The organism is Microbispora sp. ZYX-F-249 (genome assembly GCF_039649665.1).
Classification (GTDB): Bacteria; Actinomycetota; Actinomycetes; order Streptosporangiales; family Streptosporangiaceae; genus Microbispora; species Microbispora maris.
Map to the genome: position 1 here is coordinate 102,757 of NZ_JBDJAW010000009.1, position 15,119 is coordinate 117,875.

Here is a 15,119-nt window from a genome sequence, read left to right on the forward strand (position 1 = left end):
AAGAGATGGCGGAGCTTACGATCCGGCCGGACGAGATCCGGGACGCCCTTGAGCGCTTCGTCCAGGCGTACGAGCCGGAAGGTGCCGCGCGCGAGGAGATCGGGACCGTCGTCGACGCCGGGGACGGCATCGCCCATGTCTCCGGTTTGCCCTCGGCGATGGCGAACGAGCTGCTCGAGTTCGAGAACGGCACGCGCGGCCTGGCGCTGAACCTCGACGTCCGCGAGATCGGTGCGGTCGTCCTGGGCGACTTCAGCGGTATCGAGGAGGGTCAGCAGGTCCGCCGCACCGGCGAGGTCCTGTCGGTCCCGGTCGGCGACGACTTCCTCGGCCGCGTGGTCGACCCCCTGGGCAACCCGCTCGACGGCAAGGGCCCGATCGCCGCCGAGGGCCGCCGCGCCCTCGAGCTGCAGGCCCCCTCGGTGGTCCAGCGCCAGCCGGTGAAGGAGCCGCTGCAGACCGGCCTCAAGGCGATCGACGCCATGACGCCGATCGGCCGCGGCCAGCGTCAGCTGATCATCGGCGACCGCGGCACCGGCAAGACCGCGATCGCGGTCGACACGATCCTCAACCAGAAGGAGAACTGGCTCTCCGGCGACCCGAACCGCCAGGTTCGCTGCATCTACGTCGCCGTTGGCCAGAAGGGCTCCACGATCGCCCAGGTGCGGGGCCGCCTCGAGGAGGCGGGCGCGCTGGAGTACACCACCATCGTCGCCGCTCCGGCCTCCGACCCCGCGGGCTACAAGTACATCGCTCCGTACACCGGTTCTGCCATCGGCCAGCACTGGATGTACCAGGGCAAGCACGTGCTGATCGTCTTCGACGACCTGACCAAGCAGGCCGACGCCTACCGCGCCGTGTCGCTGCTGCTGCGTCGTCCGCCGGGCCGTGAGGCGTTCCCCGGCGACGTCTTCTACCTCCACTCGCGTCTGCTGGAGCGCTGCGCCAAGCTCTCCGCCGACATGGGCGGCGGCTCGATGACCGGTCTGCCGATCATCGAGACCAAGGGCAACGACGTGTCGGCGTTCATCCCGACCAACGTCATCTCCATCACCGACGGCCAGTGCTTCCTGGAGACCGACCTGTTCAACGCCGGCGTCCGCCCGGCGATCAACGTCGGTGTCTCGGTCTCCCGAGTCGGTGGTTCCGCGCAGGTCAAGGCCATGCGCAAGGTGGCCGGTACGCTCCGTCTCTCGCTGTCCCAGTACCGCGACCTCGAGGCCTTCGCGGCCTTCGCCTCCGACCTGGACGCGGCCTCCCGCGCCCAGCTGGAGCGCGGCGCCCGCCTGGTCGAGCTGCTCAAGCAGCCGCAGTACAGCCCGTTCCCGGTCGAGAAGCAGGTCGTCTCGGTGTGGGCCGGCACCACCGGCGAGCTGGACGACGTGCCGGTGGAGGACATCCGCCGCTTCGAGTCCGAGTTCCTCGACTACCTCGGGACCACCCAGAAGGGCGTCTTCGACAGCATCCGCGAGACCAAGGAGCTGACGGACGACACGGTGACCACCCTCAAGGACGCCATCACGGAGTTCAAGAAGGGCTTCACCACCTCCAGCGGTGAGCTGCTCGTCAACGACGAGCCGGTGGAGGCGCTGGACGCCAGCGCGGTCGGCCAGGAGAAGGTCGTCAAGCACGTCCGCAAGGCCGAGGCGAAGTAACCCATGGGTGCCCAGCTTCGACAGCTGCGGCGGCGGATCAAGTCGGTCAAGTCCACCGCGAAGATCACCCGTGCGCAGGAGCTGATCGCCTCGTCGCGCATCGTCAAGGCGCAGCAGCGGATGCAGGCGGCCGTGCCGTACGAGCGGGAGATCACGCACGCCGTGTCGGCGGTCCTGTCGAACACGACGAACGTCGACCACCCGCTCACGGTGGCCAAGGAGCAGCCGGCCACGGCCGGCGTCCTGATCGTCACCAGCGACCGCGGCTTCGCCGGCGGCTACAACGCCAACATCCTCCGTGAGGCCGAGGCGCTGAAGGGCCACCTGGTCGGGCGCGGCCTGACGGTGAAGCCGTACGTCGTGGGCCGCAAGGGCCTCACCTGGCATCGCTTCCGCAGCCGGGAGATGTTCGGTGAGTGGGACGGCTTCTCCGACAATCCGTCGTACGGCAACGCCAAGGAGATCGCGGACACGCTCATCGAGGCGTTCAAGGCGGAGGACGGGATCGACGAGATCCACATCGTCTACACCGGGTTCGTCTCGATGCTGACGCAGAACGTGATCGTCAAGCGGATCCTGCCGCTCGAGGTCGAGGAGGCGGAGGCGCCCCCGGAGGGCATCCCGCCGTACTACGAGTTCGAGCCGACGGCCGGTGACGTGCTCGATTCGCTGCTGCCGCGTTACATCGAGTCGCGCATCTACAACGCGCTGCTCCAGTCGGCCGCCTCCGAGCACGCCGCGCGGCGCCGCGCGATGAAGTCGGCCACCGACAACGCCAACGAGCTCATCCGTGTGTTCACCCAGCAGATGAACCAGGCGCGTCAGGCCGAGATCACCCAGGAAATCAGCGAGATCGTCGGTGGCGCGAACGCGCTGGCTGACGCCGCAGCGGGGAAAGAGTGAAATGACCGCACAGACTGTTGAGACCTCCGTGGGCCGTGTCGCCCGCGTCACCGGTCCGGTCGTCGACGTGGAGTTCCCCGTCGAGGCCATGCCGGACATCTACAACGCGCTCACCGTCGACGTCGAGCTCGGCGGCGAGAGCAAGACCCTGACCCTCGAGGTCGCCCAGCACCTGGGCGACAACATCGTCCGGGCCATCTCCATGCAGCCGACCGACGGTCTCGTGCGCGGCGCCGCCGTCTCCGACACCGGCGCGGCGATCTCGGTGCCGGTCGGCGACGCGGTCAAGGGCCACGTGTGGAACGCCCTCGGTGAGCCGCTCGACGCCGACAAGGCGTCGCTGCAGGTCACCGAGCGGTGGCCGATCCACCGCCCGGCCCCGGCCTTCGACCAGCTCGAGGCCCGTACGGAGATGCTGCCCACCGGCATCAAGGTCATCGACCTGCTCACGCCGTACGTGAAGGGCGGCAAGATCGGTCTGTTCGGCGGCGCGGGCGTCGGCAAGACCGTTCTGATCCAGGAGATGATCCGCCGCGTCGCGCTGAAGTTCTCGGGCACCTCGGTGTTCGCGGGCGTCGGCGAGCGCACCCGTGAGGGCAACGACCTGTGGCTGGAGATGGAGGAGGCGGACGTCCTCAAGGACACCGCGCTTGTCTTCGGCCAGATGGACGAGCCCCCGGGCACCCGTCTGCGGGTGGCGCTGTCCGCTCTGACCATGGCGGAGTACTTCCGCGACGTGCAGAAGCAGGACGTGCTGCTGTTCATCGACAACATCTTCCGCTTCACCCAGGCGGGTTCGGAGGTCTCCACGCTGCTCGGCCGTATGCCGTCCGCCGTGGGTTACCAGCCGACCCTCGCCGACGAGATGGGCGTGCTCCAGGAGCGCATCACCTCGACCCGTGGTCACTCGATCACCTCCATGCAGGCGATCTACGTGCCCGCGGACGACATCACCGACCCGGCGCCGCACAACGCGTTCGCGCACCTCGACGCGCAGACCGTTCTGTCCCGGCCGATCTCGGAGAAGGGCATCTACCCCGCGGTGGACCCGCTCGACTCCTCCTCGCGGATCCTCGACCCGCAGATCATCGGTGAGGAGCACTACGCGGTCGCCCAGGAGACCAAGCGGATCCTGCAGAAGTACAAGGAACTGCAGGACATCATCGCCATCCTGGGCATCGACGAGCTCTCCGAAGAGGACAAGGTCACCGTTCAGCGGGCGCGCCGCATCGAGCGGTTCCTGTCCCACCCGATGTACGCCGCCGAGGCGTTCACCGGCCAGCCGGGCGAGTTCGTGCCGCTGGACGAGACCATCGCCTCGTTCAAGGGCCTGTGCGCCGGCGAGTACGACCACCTGCCCGAGCAGGCCTTCTTCATGGTCGGTGGCATCGAGCAGGCCATCGCCAAGGCGAAGGAACTCGAGCGCTAGGACGCCTTCGACGCCTGTACGGCACGGCCCCGGCCGCGCCGTACAGGCGTCCGTCGAAAGGGAGCTGAGAAGTGGCAAAGCTTCGCGTGGGCGTCGTTTCGCCGGAACGTGAGATCTGGACGGGCGAGGCCGACATGGTCATTGCCAAGACCGTGGACGGCGAGATCGGTATTATGCCGAACCACGCTCCCGTTCTCGGTGTCCTCGTCGAGGGCGGGGTGCTGCGCGTCAAGCGCGGCGACGGAGGCGACCTCGTGGCCGCGGTGCACGGCGGATTCATCTCCGTCGCCGACAACGACGTGTCGATCCTGGCGGAGGCGGCCGAGCTCGGCTCCGAGGTCGACGTCGCGCGGGCCAAGGACGCGCTGCAGCGTGCTCAGGCCTCGATCGAGGCCGACCAGGAGGACGCGGACGCACGGCTCAAGGCCAAGCGTGCGGCTGCCCGTCTGCGGGCGGCCGGCGAAGAGGTCTGACAACAGGAGGAGGGCGGCATTGGCGGCGCTTGGGATACTCGCGGGCGTCTTCGCCGTGGCCGCGCTCCTCGTCCTCCGGGGCTTCGTGCTGGCCCGGGCCCGGGGCACGATCGTCTGCCGGGTACGGGACGACCGGGGAGGCTGGAAGAGCGGGGTCGCCCGCTATGTAGGGGGAGAGCTCCACTGGATCCCGTTCCTGGGACTCGGATTGAGGCCGCGCCACGCGATCGCGAGGCGCGGCCTCACCGTTTCCAGCCGGAGGATGCTCGACACGGGTGAGGGGCCCGCCGGCTACTGGGCCGTCGTCTGCTCGGCCGAGCGTGGCCCGCTGTCCCTCGCGATGAGCGAGGACGCGCTGACCGGCTTCCTGGCCTGGCTCGAGTCCGCCCCGCCCAGCGCCCACCTCGACGCGGCGTGAATCGCCGCGCCTCCGGCGCGGCGCTCGGGGCGCTCACACCCGCCGGGTCATGCCCGAAGGCGGGAACAGGCCAGCCCTCGTCGCCGCTTGGTCGCTTCGCTCCCACGCGGCTCCTCAGTCCAAATCGGCGGCGCGCCCCTCGGCGACTGTGCTAGCGGGTGGCGCCGGGCTTCCAGAGGATGTCGTCGCCGGCGGAGGCCACGCGGCAGAGGATGAACATCAGGTCGGACAGGCGGTTCAGATACTTGGCCGTCAGAGGGTTCACGTCGTCGTGCGCCTCCAGCGCCGCCCAGGCCGCCCGCTCGGACCGCCGTACGATCGTGCGGGCGAGGTGGAGGAAGGCGGCGGGCGGGGCGCCGCCCGGAAGGATGAAGCTGCGCAGCGGCTTCAGCTCCGCGTTGAAGCGGTCGCACTGCTCTTCGAGCCAGGTGATGTACGACTCCTCCACGCGCAGCGGCGGGAACTCGTAGTCTGCCACGACGGGGCAGCACAGGTCGGCGCCGACGTCGAACAGCTCGTTCTGCACCCTGCGCAGGACGGCCGCGACCTCCTCGGGCAGGCCCCCCGTCGCGAGGGCCACACCGATGGCGGCATTGGCCTCCTCCACGTCGGCGTAGGCGGTCAGGCGGGGGTCGGTCTTGCGGGTGCGGCTCATGTCGCCAAGGGCGGTCGTGCCGTCGTCGCCGGTCTTCGTGTAGATCTTGGACAGGACGACAGGCTTGTCGTTATCGGCTCGGGTCATGCCGCTCAGCGTAGTCACCGGCCCCGGATCACTGGGCGGAGGCCGCCATGGGGCCCTCGGAGGCGAAGGTGCGGCGGAAGATGTACACGCAGGCCTCGACGAGCTGCTCGGTGGGCGGGGACGGTTCGGTCACCACCCACTCGATGAGTAACTCGGTGAGGGCGCCGATGAGCCCGAGCGCCAGCAGGTGGAGGTCGAGGGGAGGCATGCGGGTCGCGCCCCGCGCCGAGGACTCGATGACCTTGGTGAACGAGGCCACCGCCTGCTGACGGGCGCCGCTGAGCACGTTGCCGGCCCGTCGCACCTCGAGGTGCATCAGGCGGGCGCGCCGTACGTCCGCGGTGACGAAACGGATGTATTCGGCGATGCCGGCGACGATGCGGTCGTCGAGCGCGGGCGGGGCCTTGTCGATGGCCTCGGTGACCGACCTCAGCGTCTCCTCGATGCACCGCTCGTAAACCGCGCGCATCAGGTCCTCGCGGCTGGAGAAGCATTCGTAGAAGGCACGATTGGAGATGCGCGCCGTCGCGCACAGCCTCTCGATGGTGGTGGCATGGAAGCCGGGGTGGGCGAACAAGGTGTATGCGGCCGATATGAGCCGTTCCCTCCTGTCTGCAAGCCTTTCGGCAGCCGACATCCCCCGATAGTCCCGTCCCGCCACTTTTCACCTCACCGTGTCATGGTCCCCCCAGAACTCACATTATGAACGCAAGATCCTTTTTGTGGAAGTGCTGGGAAATAAGCACTTCCGGGCTATGCCAAAGAGGGTCAATAGCTTGACAAGGCCGTCAAGAGGTCAGCACGCTTACCAATTGAGATAGATCACTCTCGCTGCAATTGCATCGGCAATTACATCAGACCGCGCGCCAGGGCGGTCGTCACCGCGGCGGTGCGGTCGGACACGTCGAGTTTCGCGAACACCCGCAACAGATGCGTCTTCACCGTGGTCTCACTGATGAACAACGCCCTGCCGATCTCGGCGTTCGTCAGCCCCCGCGCGACCAGGGCCAGCACCTCCGTCTCCCGCCGGGAGAGGGCGGTCGCGGCGGGGGCGCGCAGGCGGGTGACGAGCTTGGTGGCCACCGAGGGGGACAGCACGGTCTCCCCGCGCGCCGCCGCGGCGATCGCGGCGATCAGGTCGGCCCTGGAGGTGTCCTTCAGCAGGTAACCGGCGGCGCCGGCCTCCACGGCGCGGACGATGTCCTGGTCGGTCTCGTAGGTCGTGAGCACGATCACCCGGGTCTCGGGCCGGGCCGCGAGGATGCGCGTCGTCGCGTTCACGCCGTCTCCGCCGGGCATCCGCAGGTCCATCAGGACGACGTCGGGCGCGAGCGCCGAGGCGCGGGCCACCGCCTCCTCGCCCGATCCCGCCTCACCGGCCACGGTGATCGCCGGATCGGACTCCAGCATGCCGCGCAGTCCCTCCCGTACGACGGGATGGTCGTCGACGATCAGCACGCGGACCACGGGGTCATCGGACACGGGCGGCATGGGCATGGCGGGCTCCGTACTGCTCGGGGACGGGCGTTCAGGACTCGTCAGGATCATCGTCGGGATCGCCCGCGAGTCGCAGGGTCACCGCGAGCGTGGTGCCCCCGCCGGGAGAACCGCCGACGGTGAGCGTCCCGCCCACCTGCTCGACGCGGGTACGCATCGCCCGCAGACCGTATCCGTGCTCGGCGCCCGTGCGGAAACCGGCGCCGTCGTCGCGAACCCGGAGCGTGACGCCGCAGTGGCCGTATTCCAGGGTCACCACCACCGACGAGGCGCCGGCGTGCCTGCGCACGTTCGCCAGGCCCTCCTGCGCGGCCCGCAGGAGCACGACCTCGACGCCGGGCGGCAGCGGCCGGGAGTCGCCCCGCACCGTGAACGACGCGTCGATGCCCGCCTCCTCACCGAGCCTGCCGGTGACCCGCCGCAGTGCCTCCTCCAGCGTGGAGCCGTCGAGCGGCGCGGGTGTGAGCGCCTCGATCAGGCCCCGGGCCTCGGCCAGGTTCTCCCGTGCGGTCCGTACGGCGAGCGCGAGGTGGCGCGAGGGGTCGGGCTGGGCCTGGGCGGCCTGGACGAGCATGATGATGCTGGTCAGGCCTTGCGCCAGCGTGTCGTGGATCTCCCCGGCCAGCCGCTCCCGCTCGGCGAGCGCACCCCGCTCGGCCGACAGGCGCGCGATCTCGGCCCGGCTCGACTCCAACTCGGTGATGAGCTGGGCGCGCTCCGCGCTCTGCTCGATGATCCGGGTGATCCACGGCCCGAGCACCAGCGTGGTGGCCAGAGCCAGCGTCGTCCAGACGGAGAAGCTCACCAGGTCGTCCGGATCCCACCGCGTGTCGAGGAGGAATCGGAAGGCCGGGGCGAGGTTGAGCACCAGCACGACGATGACGGCGCGCCGCACCCGGAGCATCACGAACGCCTGCGGGCACAGGGCGAACAGCACGAACGTCACCGGCGGCACCAGGATCGCCGCCGGGATGAAGATCGCCAGAACCAGGACCCAGTAGAGCAGGGCTCGGCGGTCGTCCCCGCCGTCCAGCTTCGTCGACCGGCGCGCGAGCAGCACGTACGCCGCGGCGAGCGCCGCGAGGCCGCCGACGACCGCCGCCCTCGCCGCCGCCGGCCCGTCGGTCACGGCGACGAAGGCGGCGGTCATCGCCAGGGCCAGGCCGAAGAGGATCTCCCAGCCCGAGAAGGTCTTCCAGGCGTCCGCCTCCGTCGCGGTTCCGCCAGGCCTTCCTGAGGCGTCGCCCGGGCCGCGTCCCCGATCCCGCCGGTCGGAGGACCGGCGGGCGCCGCGCTCCGCGGTCGAACTCATCCGTCGCGCCGCCCCTTCCAGCGGAACGTCGTCACGCACAGCACGAGACCGCCGACGAGCCAGGCGGCCAGGACCAGGGCCACCCTGCCGAGCTCGTACGACCCGGTCAGCTCCAGGGCGGCCCCCGCGTCGCCCAGGAAGACGGCCCGGAACCCCTGGCACATCCACTTCAGCGGGAAGATCGAGGCGGCGTTGACCAGCCAGTCGGGCAGCTGCGTGATCGGGATGAAGACCCCGGAGACGAACTGCAGGACGACGAACGGCAGGCTGATCACCGCGGTCGCGCTCTTGCCGGAGCGGGGCAGGCCGCTGACGGCGATGCCGAGCACCGAGGCGGCCGACACGCCGAGCACGAACACCCAGGCGAACGTGAGCCAGGTCGACACCTCTGCGGGCAGCTCCAGGTCGTAGAACAGCACCGCGATGGCGAGCAGGATGGCCACCTGGAGCACCGTCATGACCAGCACGCTGGCGATCTTGCCGATGAAGTACGCCGCACGCGGCATCGGCAGCCCGACGAGCCGCTTCAGCGTGCCGTCCTCCCGGTCGCCCGCGATGCCGATGCCGAGGTTCTGGAAGCCCGTGCCCATCACGCCCGAGCCGATGAGCCCGGCGGTGTAGAGCTGTGCGACGGTGACGCCGGTCCCCTCGGCGCTGCCGGAGAAGATCGAGGCGAACAGCACCAGGAACACGATCGGCAGGGCGAAGGTGAAGAGGACGGCGTCCCTCTCCCGGAAGAGCACCTTCGTCTCGACGGCCGCGCGGGCCAGCGCGATCCTGAGCGGGGACGGCAGGGGCGCCGCCGCCCGCGGGACGGCGGCCGAATCGGCGGCGGGGGTGGCGGTCATCGCGCACTCTCCACACGCGGGGTGGCGGCGGGGGTGACGGTCATGGCGCACTCTCCACGGGAACGGCGGCGGTGGTCTCCGGGACGCCGCCGGCAGGCGGCTCCTCCGCCTCGATGAGGCGGAGATACACGTCCTCCAGCGTGGGCCGTGTGACGCTGAGCCCGGGGATCTCCCCGTCGTACCTGCGCGACAGCTCCAGGACGGCCCGCGTGGGGTTGTCGGTCTCGATCTCGCCGTCCGACCAGGCCACCCTGGCCCTCGCGGTGGCCCGGCCGCCCAGCGTGGCGGGGTCGCCCTCGGCGACCACGCGCCCCCGCGCCACGACGGCCACCCGGTGGGCCAGCGTCTCGGCCTCCTCCAGGTAGTGGGTGGTCAGCACGATCGTCGTGCCGTCGTGGGCCAGCCCCTCGATGAGCTCCCAGAACCGCCGTCGGGCCTCGGGGTCGAAGCCCGTCGTCGGCTCGTCCAGGAACAGCAGCTCGGGGCGGCCGATGACGCCGAGGGCGACGTCCACCCGGCGGCGCTGGCCGCCGGAGAGCTGGCGGAGGCGTTTGCCCGCGCTGTCGGTGAGCCCGACCTGATCCATGAGCTCGTCCGGATCGCGGGGGTTCGCATAGTAGGTGGCGAAGTGCCGCAGGGTCTCCCGTACGGTCAGCTCCGCCCGGTCGTCGGCGGTCTGCAGCACGATGCCGATGCGGGACCGCCACTCGCGGGTCGGCCGGGCCGGGTCCCTGCCCAGCACACTGACCTCTCCCGCGTCGCGTCGGCGGTATCCCTCGAGGATCTCGACCGTGGTCGACTTGCCCGCGCCGTTCGGGCCGAGGACGGCGAACACCTCGCCGTGCTCGACGTCCAGGTCCAGGCCCGCGACGGCCTGGACCTCGCCGTACCGCTTCTGTAGTCCTCGTACGCGTATGGCGTGTTCCATGCCCCCAAGAATCCACCACGCGCGGATCAAGGAACACCCTCGACCGGACGATGACCCGTGTCCTCCGTACGGTGGACATCCGGCGCGGCGCAGCGCCTACCGGACCTGCTCCGTGAGCGTCTGGATGCCGTCCAGCAGCCGCCGGAGGCCGAACCGGTAGGACTCGGCGTTCGCCTCCGCGGTCGCCGCGGCGAAACCGCCCTCGCGCCAGACACGGGTGATCGCGGGATGCCGGGTCATGTCGAAGTAGTCCTCCCAGAACCAGCCGCGCGCCGCCCACCAGGCGTCCGCGGACTCCCCGGTCGTCCGCTCCACGTGGTCGTACTCGGCGTCGACGGCCGCGGCGGCGTCGACGAAGGTGACGATCGCCCCGGCGGCCGCGGTCATCTGCCGGGGTGACAGCCCGATGTCCGACAGTGCGGACAGGAGGTACTCCTGCTGCGCCATCAGGCCCGGACCCAACGGCGGCCGCACCGTGGAGATCTGCCGCAGCCAGGGATGACGCCGGTACGCCTCCCGGGTGCGCTCCGCGTACAGCTCGATCTGCTCCCGCCAGCCTCCCGGCCGCGGGTCGCCCGGACCGGGCAGATCCCGCTCGGCGAGCGCCGTGTCGACCATCAGGTCGATCAGCTCGGCCTTGCCCGGAACGTAGGTGTAGAGCGACATTGTGCCGACGCCGAGCTCCTCCCCGACCCGGCCCATCGACATCGACGTCAGCCCTTCGCGGTCGGCCACCGTCAGGGCGGCGCGGACGATCTGGTCGACGGTCAGCCGGGGACGGCGCCCCTTCGCCGGCTTGACGCCGCCGGTGGCCGCGTGGCTCCGCCAGAGCAGCGCCAGCGTCCGCTGCGGATCGCCGCCACCGCTGCGCTCCACTCCCATGAGCGTGATCCTACATTCTCGTATGAGGTACGGTAATCTTATCCGTACGGCATACGAGAATGGAGCGGGACATGACTGTCCTGGTCACGGGCGCGACGGGCAACGTCGGGCGGATCGTCGTCGAAGAGCTCGTCCGGGCCGGTGAGCGGGTGCGCGCGCTCACCCGGCGGCCGGCAGAGGCGACGTTCCCGCCGCAGGCGGAGGTGGTGTCCGGAGATCTCTCGGATCCGGCGACGTTGCCCGGCCCGCTGTCCGGCGTCGAGCGCGTCTACCTGTTCCCGCACCCCGCGACCGCCCGCGCGGTGGTGGAGCAGGTGAAGCGCGCGGGGGTGCGGCGCGTCGTGGTGCTCTCCTCGGGCGCCGTGACCCTCGGCCTCGACACGGACTTCCACCTGCCGGTGGAGCGGGCCGTGGAGGAGTCGGGACTGGAGTGGACGCATGTGCGGCCCGGCGAGTTCATGACGAACAGGCTCGAGCTGTGGGGGGAGTCGATCCGCACCGAGAAGGTGGTCCGCGACCCCTTCCCCGAGCAGACCGGGATTCCCGTGCACGAACGGGACGTCGCCGAGGTGGCGGTGCTCGCGTTGCTCGAGGACGGCCACGTCGGCGCCGCGTACGATCTCGCCGGTCCGCAGTGGGTGACCCGCCGGGAGCAGGTGGCCGCCATCGCCGCCGCGATCGGCCGGGAGATCCGTCTCGAACGGGTCGGCCGGGAGGCGGCGCGTGAGCTCTACCTTCGGATGGGCGGCTTCGCCGCGGCCAACGCCGACTTCCTGCTCGGATTCACCGACTACGGGGGACGGGAGATCGAGCCGGACGCGGACGCGCGGGGCGTGCCGGAGCCTCCGCCGATGCCGACCGCCGAGCGGGTCACCGGCCGGCCCGCACGTACGTTCGCCCAGTGGGCCCGTGACCACGTGGCGGACTTCACGGGCTGACCGGTTCAGAAAAGCGTCGGGTTCTCCGGTTCGATGCCGCGCAGGGCGTCGTAGTCGAGCGTCACGCAGTCGATGCCGCGGTCGGCGGCGAGCACGCGGGCCTGCGGCTTGATCTCCTGCGCGGCGAAGATGCCCTTGACCGGAGCCAGGCGCGGGTCGCGGTTGAGCAGTTCGAGATAGCGGGTGAGCTGCTCCACGCCGTCGATGTCGCCGCGCCGCTTGATCTCCACGGCCACCGTGCCGCCGAGGTGGTCGCGGCACAGGATGTCCACGGGACCGATCGCGGTCATGTACTCCCTGCGCACCAGCGTCCAGCCGTCCCCGAGCGTGGTGATGTGCTCGGCGAGCAGTTCCTGCAGGTGCGCCTCGACGCCGTCCTTGCGCAGCCCCGGGTCGACGCCCAGCTCGTGGCTGGAGTCGTGCAGGATCTCCTCGATCGTGAGCACGAGCTTCTCCCCGGTCTTGCCGTGGACGACCGACCAGGTGAGCACGCCGTCGATCTCCTCCTCGCGGACCTTGCAGGGAGGGTTCATCCAGTTCAGAGGCTTGTACGCCCGGTCGTCCGCATGGATCGAGACCGAGCCGTCCGCCTTCATCAGGATGAGCCGGGGTGCCATGGGGAGATGGGCGGTGAGCCGTCCCACGTAATCCACGCTGCACCGCGCGATGACCAGCCGCATGTGCGCCAACCCTACCGGGATCGCGGAGGTCCCGAGGCGTTCTGGGAGACCGTCCGGCGGCCCGGACAGTCGGAGGAGACCGGAGTATGGACCGGCGTGGTGCGCGGCTTTCTGGGCGTCCGCGCGTACGCCGGCTGAGCCGGTGCTGGAAGAATGGGCTGTCATCTCCCGTTCTTGCCTGACATGAGCCCCCCGGAAGGATGCCCGCCGTGAGCCCCCGCCGTGCCCGCCGCCGCGGCCCGTTCGAACGTCCGGACGGCCGTGCCGTACGGCCCGTGGGTTCCCAGGTGCCCGGGGTGGACCGGGTGGAGAGCGCGCACGACGGCGATTGGGTCGTGCGCAACGTCTCCGGCGCCGCCCAGGGGAAGGCGTACCGCTGCCCGGGATGCGAGCAGGAGATCAGGCCGGGGCTGCCGCATGTGGTGAGTTGGCCGGCCTGGTCCGGGGGAGAGGACGAGCGGCGGCACTGGCACACCGCGTGCTGGCGCAACCGGGCCAACCGGGGCCCGGGCCGCAGCCGCTACTGACACGAGCTTTTGAGGTGGGAATGGACATCAGGGCGTCCACGGTGCTGCCTGCCCGGCGCGAGGACATTGAGCTGCGAACGGCCGACGGGCTGACCCTCGTCGGCGAGCTGGCGCTCCCGGAGAGCCGGCCGCCGGTGGCGACGCTGGTGTGCCTGCATCCCCTGCCCACCCACGGCGGGATGATGGACAGCCACGTGCTGCGCAAGGCGTCCTACCGGCTGCCCGCGCTCGCCGACATCGCCGTGCTGCGCTTCAACACGCGGGGCACGACCTCCGACCGGGGGACCTCCCAGGGGGCCTTCGACGGCGGCGAGGGGGAGCGGTGGGACGTCGCCGCCGCCCTGGAGTACGCCGACTTCCACGACCTGCCGGACACCTGGCTGCTCGGCTGGTCGTTCGGCACCGAGCTGGCCCTGAAGTGGGGCCGCGACCCGATCGTGCGGGGCGCGATCCTGCTGTCGCCGCCGCTGAAGCGGGCCGGCGAGAAGGACGTCGCCGCCTGGGGGGAGTTCGGCCGCCCGCTGGTCGCCCTGGTGCCGGAGCACGACGACTACCTGCGGCCGGAGGAGGCCGTGCACCGGTTCGCGGCGGCCCCGCAGGCCGAGGTCGTCGGCGTGGAGGGGGCCAAGCACCTGTGGGTCGGCGAGCCGTACGTGCGGATCGTGCTGAACGAGATCGTCAAACGGGTGAACGCCGCCGCGGCCCCGCTGCCGACCACGGTCTGAACGGGCCGGGGATCGCGAATCGGTGACGAACGGCGGCGGCGGGCGCGGGGCGCGTTACCGTGACCTGATGCAGCTGTACTCGCGATCCGCCGGGAGCGGCCTGCCAGTCGTCCTGCTCCACGCGTTCCCCCTGTCCTCCGCGATGTGGCTCGCCCAGCGTGAGGGCCTCGCGTCCGCCTGCCGCGTGATCACTCCGGACCTGCGCGGCTTCGGCGGCACTCTGCTCGGCGGAGACGAGCCCTCCATCGACCTCATGGCCGACGACGTGGCCGGCCTGCTCGACCGGGAAGGCGTCGACCGCGCGGTGATCGGCGGCCTGTCCATGGGCGGCTACGTGGCGATGGCGCTGTGCCGCCGCCACCCGGACCGCGTACGCGGCCTGATCCTCGCCGACACCAAGGCACAGGCCGATCCCGAGCCGGCCAGGGCGAACAGGGAGCGCATCGCCGCCGCGGTCCTGGAAGGCGGCACGGACATCCTGGTGACCGAGTCGCTGCCCGCGATGGTCGGCGCGACCACCAAGGAGCGCAGGGGGATGGTCCTCGGGCGCGTGCGCGGGCTCGTCCAGGCGGCGCCGCCCGCGGCCGTCGCGTGGGCCCAGCGGGCGATGGCGGCGCGGCCCGACGCGTTCGGCACGTTGCGGTCGCTGACGGTGCCCGCGCTGGTCGTCGTGGGCGACGAGGACGAGCTGTCGCCGATCACGGACGCCCGGGCGATGGTGGACGCCATCCCGCGGGCGCGGCTCGCCGTGATCGAGAAGGCGGGCCACCTGTCCGCCATCGAGCAGCCGGAGGCGTTCAACCGGGTCGTCGCCGAGTTCGTCGCGTCCCTCACGCCGTGATCTTGCAGTTTGTCGCAAGCACCCCGCCTCACCTGGCCAGATGCCTTTCGTGATCATGCATGAGAATGCTGCGCGGGTACTTCTGCCTGCAGGAATGTTCTTCGTGATCTTGCAGTGCCGATCGCGGCCGTATGGCCTGCATGATCGGGGAAGGGGCCGAACCGATGGGGGCCGTACGTGCCCGAAAGTGCGAGATCACGAAGTGCTCAAGGCCTGGTCATGGGGCCTCCGTGCGACAAACTGCAAGATCACGGGCTGGATGTGGCCTGCTTGGGGGCTGTCTCTGCGACAAACTGCAAGATCACGCGGAAGCGGGGCCGG

General features: G+C 70.6%; 18 protein-coding genes. 10 read left to right on the forward strand and 8 right to left on the reverse strand.

From position 1 onward, the window contains the following. Nucleotides 1-5 precede the first annotated feature (5 nt). From atpA to AAH991_RS13690, 5 genes are all read left to right on the forward strand, one after another. Nucleotides 6-1,655 carry a F0F1 ATP synthase subunit alpha gene (atpA, locus tag AAH991_RS13670; protein WP_346226164.1) on the forward strand — a complete coding sequence of 550 codons (1,650 nt, stop codon included), beginning with the start codon at nt 6-8 and terminating at the stop codon, nt 1,653-1,655. A gap of 3 nt (nt 1,656-1,658) precedes the next feature. After that, nucleotides 1,659-2,558 carry a F0F1 ATP synthase subunit gamma gene (locus tag AAH991_RS13675; protein WP_346226165.1) on the forward strand — a complete coding sequence of 300 codons (900 nt, stop codon included), beginning with the start codon at nt 1,659-1,661 and terminating at the stop codon, nt 2,556-2,558. A 1-nt stretch (nt 2,559) separates the two neighbouring features. Next, on the forward strand, nt 2,560-3,987 hold the full coding sequence (gene atpD / locus AAH991_RS13680) for a F0F1 ATP synthase subunit beta (protein ID WP_346226166.1): 1,428 nt from the start codon (nt 2,560-2,562) through the stop codon (nt 3,985-3,987). A 71-nt stretch (nt 3,988-4,058) separates the two neighbouring features. Continuing rightward, complete coding sequence (locus AAH991_RS13685; RefSeq protein WP_346226167.1) at nt 4,059-4,460, forward strand: F0F1 ATP synthase subunit epsilon; 402 nt, start codon at nt 4,059-4,061, stop codon at nt 4,458-4,460. Between the two features lie 19 nt (nt 4,461-4,479). Continuing rightward, a complete protein-coding gene (locus tag AAH991_RS13690; protein ID WP_346226168.1) occupies nt 4,480-4,878 on the forward strand; it encodes a DUF2550 domain-containing protein in 399 nt (132 codons plus the stop codon). Between the two features lie 151 nt (nt 4,879-5,029). Here the strand turns inward: AAH991_RS13690 and AAH991_RS13695 are convergent, their stop codons facing one another. The 7 genes from AAH991_RS13695 to AAH991_RS13725 all read right to left on the reverse strand — a co-directional run bounded on the left by AAH991_RS13695 (nt 5,030) and on the right by AAH991_RS13725 (nt 11,087). Continuing rightward, a complete protein-coding gene (locus tag AAH991_RS13695) occupies nt 5,030-5,620 on the reverse strand; it encodes a cob(I)yrinic acid a,c-diamide adenosyltransferase (protein ID WP_346226169.1) in 591 nt (196 codons plus the stop codon). Nucleotides 5,621-5,648: 28 nt separating this feature from the next. Continuing rightward, complete coding sequence (locus tag AAH991_RS13700; protein ID WP_346226170.1) at nt 5,649-6,257, reverse strand: TetR/AcrR family transcriptional regulator; 609 nt, start codon at nt 6,255-6,257, stop codon at nt 5,649-5,651. 212 nt (nt 6,258-6,469) lie between these two features. Next, nucleotides 6,470-7,087: a response regulator gene (locus AAH991_RS13705; protein ID WP_346226263.1), complete on the reverse strand. Its 618-nt coding sequence runs from the start codon at nt 7,085-7,087 to the stop codon at nt 6,470-6,472. A 61-nt stretch (nt 7,088-7,148) separates the two neighbouring features. Then, on the reverse strand, nt 7,149-8,429 hold the full coding sequence (locus tag AAH991_RS13710; protein WP_346226171.1) for a sensor histidine kinase: 1,281 nt from the start codon (nt 8,427-8,429) through the stop codon (nt 7,149-7,151). Continuing rightward, nucleotides 8,426-9,277 carry an ABC transporter permease gene (locus AAH991_RS13715; RefSeq protein ID WP_346226172.1) on the reverse strand — a complete coding sequence of 284 codons (852 nt, stop codon included), beginning with the start codon at nt 9,275-9,277 and terminating at the stop codon, nt 8,426-8,428. The genes AAH991_RS13710 and AAH991_RS13715 overlap by 4 nt, the downstream gene beginning before the upstream one ends. Before the next feature lie 40 nt (nt 9,278-9,317). Beyond that, complete coding sequence (locus AAH991_RS13720) at nt 9,318-10,205, reverse strand: ABC transporter ATP-binding protein (protein WP_346226173.1); 888 nt, start codon at nt 10,203-10,205, stop codon at nt 9,318-9,320. Nucleotides 10,206-10,301: 96 nt separating this feature from the next. Further along, a complete protein-coding gene (locus tag AAH991_RS13725; RefSeq protein WP_346226174.1) occupies nt 10,302-11,087 on the reverse strand; it encodes a TetR/AcrR family transcriptional regulator in 786 nt (261 codons plus the stop codon). 71 nt (nt 11,088-11,158) lie between these two features. Here AAH991_RS13725 and AAH991_RS13730 point away from each other — a divergent pair, with 71 nt between their 5' ends. Continuing rightward, the gene (locus tag AAH991_RS13730; RefSeq protein WP_346226175.1) at nt 11,159-12,025 is read left to right on the forward strand and encodes an SDR family oxidoreductase; all 867 of its coding nucleotides are present in this window, start codon (nt 11,159-11,161) and stop codon (nt 12,023-12,025) included. Nucleotides 12,026-12,030: 5 nt separating this feature from the next. On the opposite strand, the gene nucS is transcribed toward AAH991_RS13730, so the two are convergent. After that, entirely contained in the window at nt 12,031-12,705 is a 675-nt protein-coding gene (gene nucS / locus AAH991_RS13735; RefSeq protein ID WP_346226176.1) for an endonuclease NucS, read from the reverse strand. Between nucS and AAH991_RS13740 the strand changes: the two genes are divergently transcribed. From AAH991_RS13740 to AAH991_RS13755, 4 genes are all read left to right on the forward strand, one after another. Beyond that, nucleotides 12,706-12,843 carry a hypothetical protein gene (locus tag AAH991_RS13740; RefSeq protein ID WP_346226177.1) on the forward strand — a complete coding sequence of 46 codons (138 nt, stop codon included), beginning with the start codon at nt 12,706-12,708 and terminating at the stop codon, nt 12,841-12,843. A 71-nt stretch (nt 12,844-12,914) separates the two neighbouring features. Further along, nucleotides 12,915-13,232: an Rv1322 family protein gene (locus tag AAH991_RS13745; RefSeq protein WP_346226178.1), complete on the forward strand. Its 318-nt coding sequence runs from the start codon at nt 12,915-12,917 to the stop codon at nt 13,230-13,232. A 20-nt stretch (nt 13,233-13,252) separates the two neighbouring features. Then, nucleotides 13,253-13,957: an alpha/beta hydrolase gene (locus AAH991_RS13750; protein WP_346226179.1), complete on the forward strand. Its 705-nt coding sequence runs from the start codon at nt 13,253-13,255 to the stop codon at nt 13,955-13,957. Between the two features lie 67 nt (nt 13,958-14,024). Then, complete coding sequence (locus AAH991_RS13755; RefSeq protein ID WP_346226180.1) at nt 14,025-14,798, forward strand: alpha/beta fold hydrolase; 774 nt, start codon at nt 14,025-14,027, stop codon at nt 14,796-14,798. Nucleotides 14,799-15,119: the final 321 nt, after the last annotated feature.

Bases quoted from the DNA above. Each gene is read 5' to 3' on its own strand.
- AAH991_RS13715 (WP_346226172.1), bottom strand. From the start codon at position 9,277: ATGACCGCCACCCCCGCCGCCGATTCGGCCGCCGTCCCGCGGGCGGCG.
- AAH991_RS13755 (WP_346226180.1), top strand. From the start codon at position 14,025: ATGCAGCTGTACTCGCGATCCGCCGGGAGCGGCCTGCCAGTCGTCCTG.
- AAH991_RS13730 (WP_346226175.1), top strand. From the start codon at position 11,159: ATGACTGTCCTGGTCACGGGCGCGACGGGCAACGTCGGGCGGATCGTC.
- AAH991_RS13720 (WP_346226173.1), bottom strand. From the start codon at position 10,205: ATGGAACACGCCATACGCGTACGAGGACTACAGAAGCGGTACGGCGAG.
- atpD (WP_346226166.1), top strand. From the start codon at position 2,560: ATGACCGCACAGACTGTTGAGACCTCCGTGGGCCGTGTCGCCCGCGTC.
- AAH991_RS13675 (WP_346226165.1), top strand. From the start codon at position 1,659: ATGGGTGCCCAGCTTCGACAGCTGCGGCGGCGGATCAAGTCGGTCAAG.
- nucS (WP_346226176.1), bottom strand. From the start codon at position 12,705: ATGCGGCTGGTCATCGCGCGGTGCAGCGTGGATTACGTGGGACGGCTC.
- AAH991_RS13750 (WP_346226179.1), top strand. From the start codon at position 13,253: ATGGACATCAGGGCGTCCACGGTGCTGCCTGCCCGGCGCGAGGACATT.
- AAH991_RS13710 (WP_346226171.1), bottom strand. From the start codon at position 8,429: ATGAGTTCGACCGCGGAGCGCGGCGCCCGCCGGTCCTCCGACCGGCGG.
- AAH991_RS13700 (WP_346226170.1), bottom strand. From the start codon at position 6,257: ATGTCGGCTGCCGAAAGGCTTGCAGACAGGAGGGAACGGCTCATATCG.
- AAH991_RS13695 (WP_346226169.1), bottom strand. From the start codon at position 5,620: ATGACCCGAGCCGATAACGACAAGCCTGTCGTCCTGTCCAAGATCTAC.
- AAH991_RS13725 (WP_346226174.1), bottom strand. From the start codon at position 11,087: ATGGGAGTGGAGCGCAGCGGTGGCGGCGATCCGCAGCGGACGCTGGCG.
- atpA (WP_346226164.1), top strand. From the start codon at position 6: ATGGCGGAGCTTACGATCCGGCCGGACGAGATCCGGGACGCCCTTGAG.